Origin of the sequence: Methylophilus sp. UBA6697 (genome assembly GCF_002454655.1) — a bacterium.
In the GTDB taxonomy this organism is placed as follows: domain Bacteria; phylum Pseudomonadota; class Gammaproteobacteria; order Burkholderiales; family Methylophilaceae; genus Methylophilus.
Genome location: NZ_DKJH01000003.1, coordinates 249,612 through 260,486, shown reverse-complemented (window position 1 = coordinate 260,486; position 10,875 = coordinate 249,612). Strand labels below are relative to the sequence as shown.

At 51.1% G+C, this 10,875-nt stretch carries 8 protein-coding genes; 4 read left to right on the top strand and 4 right to left on the bottom strand.

Going from position 1 to position 10,875, the window contains the following annotated elements:
- Positions 1–99: 99 nt before the first annotated feature.
- Both B3355_RS02590 and B3355_RS02585 read right to left on the bottom strand, forming a co-directional pair.
- Positions 100–582 (bottom strand): dihydrofolate reductase, encoded by a 483-nt coding sequence (locus B3355_RS02590; protein WP_292779882.1) that lies wholly within the window; start codon positions 580–582, stop codon positions 100–102.
- A gap of 9 nt (positions 583–591) precedes the next feature.
- Positions 592–1,131: a peroxiredoxin gene (locus B3355_RS02585; protein WP_024929855.1), complete on the bottom strand. Its 540-nt coding sequence runs from the start codon at positions 1,129–1,131 to the stop codon at positions 592–594.
- Positions 1,132–1,280: 149 nt separating this feature from the next.
- Between B3355_RS02585 and B3355_RS02580 the strand changes: the two genes are divergently transcribed.
- Positions 1,281–3,116 (top strand): tetratricopeptide repeat protein, encoded by a 1,836-nt coding sequence (locus tag B3355_RS02580; RefSeq protein ID WP_292779878.1) that lies wholly within the window; start codon positions 1,281–1,283, stop codon positions 3,114–3,116.
- Positions 3,117–3,155: 39 nt separating this feature from the next.
- On the opposite strand, the gene B3355_RS02575 is transcribed toward B3355_RS02580, so the two are convergent.
- Entirely contained in the window at positions 3,156–3,986 is an 831-nt protein-coding gene (locus tag B3355_RS02575) for an HDOD domain-containing protein (RefSeq protein ID WP_292779876.1), read from the bottom strand.
- Positions 3,987–4,238: 252 nt separating this feature from the next.
- Here B3355_RS02575 and map point away from each other — a divergent pair, with 252 nt between their 5' ends.
- Positions 4,239–5,033: a type I methionyl aminopeptidase gene (gene map / locus B3355_RS02570; protein ID WP_024929852.1), complete on the top strand. Its 795-nt coding sequence runs from the start codon at positions 4,239–4,241 to the stop codon at positions 5,031–5,033.
- Positions 5,034–5,060: 27 nt separating this feature from the next.
- On the top strand, positions 5,061–7,640 hold the full coding sequence (locus B3355_RS02565) for a [protein-PII] uridylyltransferase (protein ID WP_292779874.1): 2,580 nt from the start codon (positions 5,061–5,063) through the stop codon (positions 7,638–7,640).
- A 9-nt stretch (positions 7,641–7,649) separates the two neighbouring features.
- Here the strand turns inward: B3355_RS02565 and B3355_RS02560 are convergent, their stop codons facing one another.
- The gene (locus B3355_RS02560; protein ID WP_024929850.1) at positions 7,650–7,922 is read right to left on the bottom strand and encodes a cupin domain-containing protein; all 273 of its coding nucleotides are present in this window, start codon (positions 7,920–7,922) and stop codon (positions 7,650–7,652) included.
- 330 nt (positions 7,923–8,252) lie between these two features.
- On the opposite strand from B3355_RS02560, the gene B3355_RS02555 reads away from it, so the two are divergent.
- Positions 8,253–10,853: a putative bifunctional diguanylate cyclase/phosphodiesterase gene (locus B3355_RS02555; protein WP_292779870.1), complete on the top strand. Its 2,601-nt coding sequence runs from the start codon at positions 8,253–8,255 to the stop codon at positions 10,851–10,853.
- Positions 10,854–10,875 lie beyond the last annotated feature (22 nt).

Sequence of the window (10,875 nt, the reverse complement as noted above, 5' to 3'; positions counted from 1 at the left end):
GCAAAGAAAAGTAACTCGCCAAAAAGGCGAAAAGCAATCCCCCAACCTTACGATGAAAGAATGACCTTCCCAAAGGCTCCCTTAATCAACTCATCCAAATCAGCGCCGCTGATAAACCATATCACTATAATACAAGCCATTCACCGAGGTATGCCCCTCTTCGCTCACCAACGCCCAATCATGCATCTCCATCTCAGGAAAAAACGCATCGCCGCCGACATGCGCATACACGCGCGTAATGTATAGCCGCGTGACATAAGGCAAACCTTGGACGTACATCTCTGCCCCGCCAATCAAAAATGGCTCATCATCGCCTGCGCACGCCGCCAACGCTTCCGGCAATGAGTGAACGACTTTCGCGCCTTCAACCACATATTCAGTATCGCGCGTCACAATCACGGTAGTGCGCCCCGGCAGCAGCCGTCCCAGCGATTCATAGGTTTTACGGCCCATAATAATATGATGCCCCATGGTGAGTTGCTTGAAGCGTTTGAGGTCTTCTGGCAAGTGCCAGGGCAACTGGTTATTGTGGCCAATCACCCGGTTGTCGGCATGGGCGACGATGAGGGAAAGTGCTTGCATAAAAACCTCTTAAAATGCGGATAACCGTTTGAGGTCATCAATAATGGCTTGGCTGTGTCCATCCGGATTGACGTTGCTATAGGTCTGCGCAACCATGCCTTGCGGATCGATAATAAAGGTCATGCGTTTGGCGGCCTGCAATATGCCCAGGTTAAACAACGCGCCATAGGCATCTGCCACCTGGCCATTGGTGTCGGCCAGCAAGGGAAACGATAAACGGTGTTTTTGTGCAAACTCGGCATGGCTGGCAACAGTGTCTACGCTCACGCCAACGACTTCCGCCCCCATGGCATGGATTTGCTGGATATCATCACGAAAATGGCAGGCTTCGCGCGTGCAGCCTGGCGTATCATCTCTGGGATAAAAGTACAGAATCAACCACTTGCCTTGCCAGTCAGCCAGCCGGCGCGTATTACCTTGCGCATCCGGCAACTTGAAATCCGGCGCTTTCATGCCGACACTGACGCGGTTTGAGGGCTGCTGATACTGGCGATAACCCCAGATGGCCAACCATAATATCAGTCCGTACATGATCAGTTTGATGAGCATTGCTTGATTTCCCCTTTAGACGTAAATGACTTAAAAGTGAGCCTGATGACCGTTTGGCCGTTGACGCTTTAAGCCGCTTATTGTACCTTAATCCGCCATCTGTCATTTTAAGGTCATACGCAAACGTTTGAAGTGTTGCAGTCTCTCCCATGAATAATGAAGCCATTGCAAAACTGCTCAAACTAATTGCTGACGACCCGCTGCGCTGGGACGCATACCAGAAACTGGCTGGCCTGATGTTAAAGAATCAGGAGTTTCATGCCGCTGAGCAGTATTTACTGCAAGCGATTAGCCTGCAGCCCAAAATACTCGAGTTGCATGTGCAACTGGCCAATCTGCATATGCGCACGCAGCAATTTAAAGCGGCGCATGAATGTTATAAACAAGCGATTGCCCTGGATGCAAAACAGGCACAACTGTATTCTCTCGACGCCCGCGCACTGAAAAATATGGGGCGCACGCAAGAAGCGATTTTACGCCTGCGTACTGCAACCAAGTTAGATCCACAACAATCACAGGCATTCAGCGAATGTGTCGACTTGATGCTGCAAGCACAACAGCTGGAACCAGCGGCCAATATGCTCAGGCAAGCGGTAGCCGCGCATCCTGAACACGCACACTTTCACTATCGCCTGGGTGTGTTATGCCAGCAGTTGCATGCAACCGATGAGGCCCTGCAATGCATGCAGCAGGCGATCAATATCCAGCCGGACTTTGCTGAGGCCTATCATCAGCGCGCCCTGATGCTGCAACTCCAGGGTAAAACACAAGCCGCGCTGGATAGCTTTAACGATGCGATTACCTACCAGCCGAATTTGCCGGTGCCGTATAACAACCGTGGCGTGGTGCTTTGTCAGCTTGGCCAATATCCAGCGGCCATCGCCGATTTCAGGCAAGCGCTGCAATTGAACCCAGGCTATGCTTCGTCTTACTGCAACCTGGGGCTGGCCTTATATGAAAATGGCGATGCGGACGAAGCCTATACCTGCCTCGAAACGGCTTTGCAGCATGCGCCTCAACACGCACAAGCACGCTATTACCTGAGTATGCTCAAACTGGCCAGGGGCGAATATGAGACTGGCTGGCCCATGTATGCCTCGCGCTTTGAGGTACTCCCTGACAAACAGCGACCAAACACAGACTTGTTATGGCGCGAAACCGGCTCGCTGGTGGGCAAAACCATCCTTATCCTGGCTGAAATGACGCTGAGCGACACCTTGCAATACTGTCGCTATATCCCGCTGATCAAGGTCTTCAAAGCTAACCAGATGATTATCGCGGTGCCCGAGGCCTTGTTTGATCTGTTAAATGAGTTTTGGGCGCAGGATGCCGGTATTCTGGTGATTCGCCAGGATGGCCGTCCTTTACCGCATTTTGATGTGTATTGCCCGATGCTCAGCCTGCCAGCGGTCTTTAAAACCCTGATCGACACGGTGCCTGCCAACCTGCCCTATCTCGCCATTCACGAGCGGCATAGCCAACCGTGGCAACAATTGCTGGGGCCGACCAGACGTTTGCGTATCGGCCTCAACTGGTGTGGCGATGCGGATAATAAATATGACAAGCTACGCAGCATTCCGCTCTACCTGATGGCGCCATTACTGCAAATGGAAGTCGAATGGCACAGTATGCAAAAAGAGTTCCGGCGTGAAGACCACATCATGCTCAAGCGTTTTCCGATGCTGGAATGCCATCACCCGGCACTGACTGATTTTACACAGACGGCCGGGCTAATCATGCAAATGGATCTAGTCATTACGGTGGATACAGCGGTCGCGCATCTGGCAGCGGCACTGGGCAAACCGGTGTGGTTATTGTTGCCACAGCAGGCGCATTTCCGCTGGCTGCAACAGCGTGAAGATAGCCCCTGGTATCCGGGCATGCGGCTATTCAGGCAAAATGCTACAGAGCCGTGGGAACATGTGATTGACCAGGTGCATCAGGCGATTACCGACCTACTGGCAAAACGCGCCACAGATGCCTGATCAAGCTTTGGGAATACTAGTGCGACAGCGCTGGGAATATTAGTGCGGCACGCCCACAATATGCATTACCCGCTCAACATCCACATGTAGTAACTGGGCGATATCTTTGTAGTCATCTGGCAGGGCCGCATTGGCCCAACCATCAGCAGAATGCCTGGCTAGGTTGACGGCCAGTTGCACATTGCGCACCCTGGGCAGATGCGCACGCTGTTCATCCATTAAATCGTTTAACAGCGATGGCAGGTTAAATGCCTGCACCAGTTCCGCCTGCAACTCCAGGATACGGAAACCAAGTACTTCTTGCTGCACGACACGACTGCGCAAGGTTTTATCGGCGGCCTGGCGCTTGCTGATTTCACCCATCGCTTCTGGATTAAAACACCACATCAGCATTTCGGCAAAGTCGTACAATGAAGCTGCCACACGCAACTCTTCTGCGTGCAAATCCATCAAATGTGAGGCAAATTCGGCCGCAAAATAACCGGCACGGTGTGCACGTATCATGAGTTTAAGCAAATCCACCAAGGCAGGCACATGCTGGTTCAATACATCTTCGACATGCGGCACAGCAGGAATCTCGGCAAAAAAGGTGCTGGTACCCATCATGATAATTGCCTGCTCCACCTGTACCAGGTCTTGTAACTGGTGGCGGCTGCGATGATTGTTGGCATAGGTCAGCACTTTAAACATCATCAGTGGGTCATTAATCACCACGCGTGTAATGTCTCGTGCACCCGTGTCGTCCCCTCGCTCTTGCAGCGCAGTCAGCTCCCTGGCGGTTTGCCGCAATACCGGGATATCTGCCTGCTTTAAAAAAGCGACCCAGCCATTCACGGTCCGGTGTTGCCTTGCTTCGGTGAGTGTCACCATCTGTTCGCTCCAGCTTGATTCATGCGCCCGAGTATAAAACATTGCCGCCGCATGCGATGTTGTGATCAATCGCACAAATCAGCGCCTGTTTGTTTTTAGGGTATATCCGTTTGAATGCAATCATTAAGTTTAACGCCACAAAAGGCATGTTTCTTTAGTCGTGACTGATAAATGCCTATGTTAGAATGACATTTTAGTTATTGATTCCCAAGCCGGATCCTGAAAAATCCGGTTTTGTAAGGTCATCAGCATATGGCAATCATTCTGCACACCCCCGAAGAAATCGAAAAAATGCGCATCGCCGGTCGACTGGCCTCCGAGGTGCTTGACTACATTACGCCCTTTGTTGTGGCTGGCGTGACGACCAATAAGCTAGACCAGTTGTGTCACGATTACATCGTCAACGTGCAACAGGCGATTCCTGCCCCGCTCAACTATGCGCCGGATGGTCATACGCCCTATCCCAAATCAATCTGCACCTCCATTAACCAGCAAATTTGCCATGGTGTGCCCAGCGAAAAAGAGCTAAAACAAGGTGATATCGTCAACCTCGACATTACCGTTATCAAAGACGGTTATCACGGCGACACCTCACGCATGTTTATGGTAGGTGGCGTGACGCCACAAGCCAAACGCTTGTGCGAACTGACCTACCAGGCCATGTGGCGCGGCATTGAGAAAGTAAAACCCGGCAACACGCTGGGTGATATCGGCTACGCCATTCAATCGTTTGCCGAAAAGAATGGTTACAGCATCGTGCGCGAATTCTGCGGCCACGGTATTGGTAAAAAATTCCATTGTGAGCCACAAGTGCTGCACTACGGCAAACCTGGGGCTGGCCTGACACTCAAACCCGGCATGATTTTCACCATAGAACCCATGATTAATGCCGGTCGTCGTGACATCAAATTCATGTCAGATGGCTGGACGGTGGTCACTAAAGACCGTAGTCTGTCAGCACAATGGGAGCACACCGTGCTGGTCACCGAAGATGGCTTTGAAATCATGACCGTGTCTGCCGGTACGCCACCGCGCCCAGCCCTGTAAACACCTGACGATGGTGACCATTGCTACATGACAGTGATTAGCAAGGAACAACTCAAGCACTGGCGCGAGTCGCTCCAACTGGCGCGCCAGCAGATTGCCGATGCCTACCAGGCCAATCCGCAAGCAAAAACCTTACTGCAACAACATAGCCGTGTGCTGGACCAACTGCTGCGAGATCTCTGGCGCAGTTATGCTTTACCGGCCAGTGTCAGCCTGATTGCCGTTGGCGGTTATGGCCGTGGCGACATGTTTCCCCAATCCGATATTGACCTGCTGATCCTGATGCCGGAAAACAGCGACAGCCAGCTACAAACCGCTGTCGAATCGCTGATTGGCACCTTATGGGATATTGGCCTGAATATAGGCCACAGTGTGCGTACCTTGCAAGAATGTCTGGACGAAGCCAAGCTGGACGTTACCATCATGACCAACCTGCTGGAAGCACGCTGGCTGACCGGTCAGCGCCAAACCTTCAGCGGCCTGATGCAGTCATTGCACACGCAATTGGACCAAGCGCGTTTCTTTGCCGAAAAACTGCGTGAACAACAAATTCGCCACGCCAAGTTTCACGATACAGCTTACAACCTCGAACCCAATATCAAGGAAAGTCCGGGCGGACTGCGTGACCTACATATGATTTTGTGGGTCGCACAAAGCCAGGGGCTGGGCAATGACTGGAACGATCTGGTACATGCTGGTCTGCTCAACCGCAGCCAGGCCAGCCAGCTCAAGCGACACGAGCGCTTGCTGCAAAACCTGCGCATCCGCTTACATCTACTGGCCAAACGCCGCGAAGACCGCCTGGTATTTGATTTTCAAAATACCCTGGCCGAGCAAATGGGCTATAAAACCACGGCACAAAAACGCGCCAGTGAACAACTGATGCAAGGCTTTTACCGCAGCGCCAGGGCGATCATGATTGAGAATGAAGTGCTGCTCAAACGCATGCACGCGCGTGTGAGCCCGCCGACCGAAGCGCCCAGCGTGATAGACCAGGATTTCACATTGTCACAAGGCCTGTTGAACGCACAAATGCCAGACTTGTTCCAGCGCAAGCCTGAAGCCATCTTGCGCTGTTTTCAGCTATTACAGCAACACCCGGCCATCACCGGCTTTAGCGCCACACTGGTAAGAGCCTTGCAGGATGCGCAACCACTGATCGACCGCAGCTTCCGGCAGAATGCTGCACATAAAGCCTTGTTCCTGCAGATACTACAAAGCCGTGAAGGCGTACACCGCAGCCTGCGCCGTATGAACCGTTACGGCATCCTTGGCCGCTATATCCCGGTATTTGGCCGCGTCATTGCGCAAATGCAGCATGACTTGTTTCATGTCTACACCGTTGATGAACATACGCTCAATGTTTTGCGTAATTTGCGCCGCTTTGCCAAGCCAGACCTGCGCCATGAGTTTCCGCTATGCAGCCAGCTGTTTAATGAATTCAGCCAGCCGCATTTGCTATATTTAGCCGCAATTTTTCACGACATTGCCAAAGGCCGTGGCGGTGATCACTCACAATTGGGCACCATTGATGCCAGACGCTTCTGCCAAAAGCTGGGGCTAGCCAAAGCCGATACCGAATTGGTGGCCTGGCTGGTCGAAGCGCATTTAAAACTATCGAGTACGGCGCAGAAAAGTGATTTGTCCGACCCGGATGTGATTGAAGCGTTTGCACAGATGGTCGGCTCGGAATATCGCCTGACTGCGTTGTATTTACTCACGGTGGCCGATATCCGCGGCACCAGCCCGAACGTGTGGAATGCCTGGAAAGCCAAGTTACTGGAAAGCCTGTTTTTGCAAACACGCCGCGTATTACAGCAATCACTCAATACCGAAGCGCAACTGAGTTTGCGCAAACAGGAAGTGCTACAAAAACTCAGCAGTTTCAACCTGAAAGAGGCTTCGGTACAACCGTTGTTGCAAGCCTTTGGCAGCGGCTATTTCAGCCGCTTTGAGAGTGACGAAATCGCCTGGCAAAGCCGCTTGCTGATCCCGCACCTGCGTGCTGAAAAACCGATTGTGCGGGCCCGGCTCAGCCCTAAAGGTGACGGTATACAAGTCATGATTTACAGTCGCGACCAGAAAGAGATTTTTGCCCGTATCTGCCACTTTTTTGACAGCATGCAATACAACATTGTGCAGGCCAAAATTTACACCACGGCGCATGGCTACGCGCTGGATAACTTTATCGTGCTGGAACCAGACACACGCCAGATCAGTTATAACGGACTGCTCAAGCATATTGAACAAGGCCTCAACGACCAACTGCTCAGTGCCCAGGCCATGCCCGACCCGATACGCGGACGTGTCAGCCGCCAGGTCAAACACATGCCCATCCCGACACAAGTCAATCTGCGCCCGGTAGATGCGCATCCGGCGCCAGGCCAGGTGGCATTTCAGCAACTGGATGTTATTGCTAACGACAGACCAGGCTTGCTGGCGAGCATGGCGCTGGTGTTTCTCAACCATGGCATCGAATTACACAATGCAAAAATCAACACCTTGGGCAACCGTGTAGAAGACAGTTTCCTGATTTCTGCCTGCCATGGCCAAACCATAGACGACGCACAAACTGCCGCCCTGACACAGGCCCTGAGTGAGCTCTAAGCAAACAAGCTACTCAAAATGATAATGTTTGCGTAGCGGCTTCTTCACTTCCCACACGCAATCCAGGCCACTGGCAAACGTCACCAGGTCCCCTGCCGCAAAACTCACTGGTGCACCATTAGCTGGCGTCACCGTCACTTCGCCTTCGAGAATATAGGCAATTTCAGTGCTGCTGTATTGCCAGGTAAAGGTCGACACTTCTTTCGACCAGGTTGGCCATTGCTTCACCCCCAAAGCAGCCAGGGTCATGGCACTCGGTTTTTCTACTTTGATCTGGCTCATAGCGGCTCCTTTGTCATGGGATAAACATGCAGACGATGCTTGGGAAAAATACATGGCACTGACAACATCATGCCAGCGCTTATTTTTGCGGATTATGCGTCACAGTTCAATCTTTTTAACACATGTCTGACCTCTGATTTAAATCAGTGAAAGCGACTATTTCTTATCAAATCTTTTCACTTCTCCCATCTTAATCCACATTGATTATGCGATTTCTAAAGCACATAATGTGATTAACACACGTAAAGAAATTCCTGTTTCTTGCCGAAAAAGAATAAAGACGTGTGTCATGCCATACAAAAATGACTACGAACAGTATTGGGGGTAGTTATGATCAATCAGGTATCCGGGGCCTTGCCCCAATATTCCATCCTGGACGATATTGATGTGCCCGAAAAGGTACTGCAGAGCTGGCAAATCACCACAGACTTGCTCGCTTATATTGCCCATATTCCTGCAGCACTGATCATGCGCGCGCATGCGCACGAGATAGAAGTGTTTGTATCCAGCCATAGCGAAGGTAATGTTTATCATCAGGGTGAACATGCCAGTTTAAATACAGGCCTCTATTGTGAAAATGTGATCAGCAACCACCAGGCACTGCTGATCCAGAATGCGCTGACCAGCCCGGGCTGGGAACAAAATCCAGATGTCGCCCTGGGCATGATTTCTTATTATGGCTTACCGCTTAACTGGCCGAATGGCGAGGTGTTTGGCACCATTTGCATTCTGGACACCAAGGAAAACCATTATGACCAGGTGGTGAAAGAGCTGATTGGCCAGTTCCGCGACAGCATCCAGCTCAGCCTCTACCATATTTACCACTCCAGCCTGGCCACCGAGCAAAGAGACCAGGCCAGGGAAGCCCTGCGGGATAGCGAGGCCTTATTCCGGGCGGTGTTTGAACACGCTGCGATTGGCATTGCACAAGTGGATTTATCTGGCCGTTTTTTGCAAATCAACCGCGAATTTTGCCGCATCATCGGTTACAGCCAGGACGACATCCTGTTGCAACACATGACTTACCAGCAAATTACGCTACCTGATGACCTGATCAAGGAAGCGGAAACCATTGCGCATTTGTTAAACGGCGACATTGACCAATATATTGTAGAGAAACGCTACCTGCATAAAATGGGGCAAGTGGTGTGGGTGAATTTGTCAGTGCATTTATTACGCGATGATCAACAGCAACCTCTGTATTACATCAGCGCGGTGCAAGACATCAGCGAAAGAAAACTGGCAGAAGAAGAGCTGAAGCTGGCGGGCCTGGTCTATACCAACAGCAGTGAGGCGATGGCCATCACAGATGCCTATGGCGCGGTTTTGGCAATCAACCCCGCATTTACTAAAATGACGGGCTATGCGCTGGAGGAAATCAAGGGGCAATCCATCACCCTCTTGCGCTCAGATCAGCACGATGCCCCTTTTTATGCCCCTTTTTATGCCGCGCAAAGCCAGGCCATTCAGGCCTGTGGACAATGGCAAGGTGAAGTCTGGAGCAAACGTAAGAATGGCGCTACTTTCCCTACCTGGCTAACGATCAACACCTCTTACCAGGCTGACGGCGCAGTACATAGACGCGTCGGCCTGTTTTCTGATATTTCTGCCATCAAAGATGCAGAGGCGTTGATACTCAAACAGGCCAATTTTGACCAGCTGACCAAGCTGCCTAACCGGCAACTATTTCAGGACCGTCTGGAACAGACCCTTAAAATGACGCAACGGGAACACCAGAAATGTGCCCTGCTGTTTATCGACCTCGACCGCTTTAAAGAGATTAATGATACGCACGGCCACAATGTCGGCGACACGTTGCTGATTGAAGCCGCGGCGCGCATCGTTGCTTGTGTGCGCAAATCCGATACCGTCGCCCGCCTCGGCGGCGATGAGTTCACCGTGATTCTGAGTGATACCCACGACAATATGATGATTGCGCATATTGCACAAAACATTATCAACCACTTGTCAGAGCCATTTATCACGGTGAAAAAAGAAGCTTTTATCTCGGCCAGTGTCGGCATTGCTATTTACCCTGAAGATGCCACCGATGCGCAACAACTGCTCAAAATCGCAGACCAGGCCATGTATGTGGCCAAGAACGCCGGACGTGGCTGCTATCGTTTTTTCACCAAGCTTATGCAGCAGGAGTCAGATTTCCGCATTCGCCTGTCTACCGACTTGCGCCAGGCATTGTCACGCAAACAGTTTTCTGTGCACTACCAGCCCATTATTGAGCTCTCCAGCGGCCGCATTAATAAAGCAGAAGCTTTGCTACGCTGGAAACATCCGGAACTGGGGTATATCAGCCCGGATATTTTTATCCCCATTTGCGAACACTACGGCACTATCCATGAAATTGGTAACTGGGTATTTATAGAAGCCGTCAAACAAGGCGCCAGATTTAAACAACTGCTGGGGCGCGACTTTGAAATTGCCGTCAATAAATCGCCGGTGCAATTCAAAGCGAATGAAGAAATGATGCATAACTGGATTAGTCTGCTGGATCATATTCATTTCCCGACCAAGTGCGTCGTGATTGAAATTACCGAAGGGGTGCTGATGGACCTGGTCGGCAATATTGAAGAGAAACTGATGGGATTTCACAATGCCGGCATTCATATCGCCATTGATGACTTTGGCACCGGTTACTCTTCTTTGTCCTACCTGAAAAAATTCAACGTCGACTATTTGAAGATTGATCGTTCATTCACGGCCAACCTGGCGCCAGACTCCAGCGAACTGGCGATTTGTGAAGCCATTATTGAGATGGCGCATAGACTGAAGATTAAAGTGATTGCGGAAGGCATAGAAACTGAAGCGCAATTGCATTTGCTCGAAGAGATACATTGCGATTTTGGCCAGGGCTATTTATTCGCCAAACCAATGCCAGCGGATGCATTCGAGAAGTTACTGATTGATTTGGGCTAAGGGTCTCATCTGCCTGACTTGT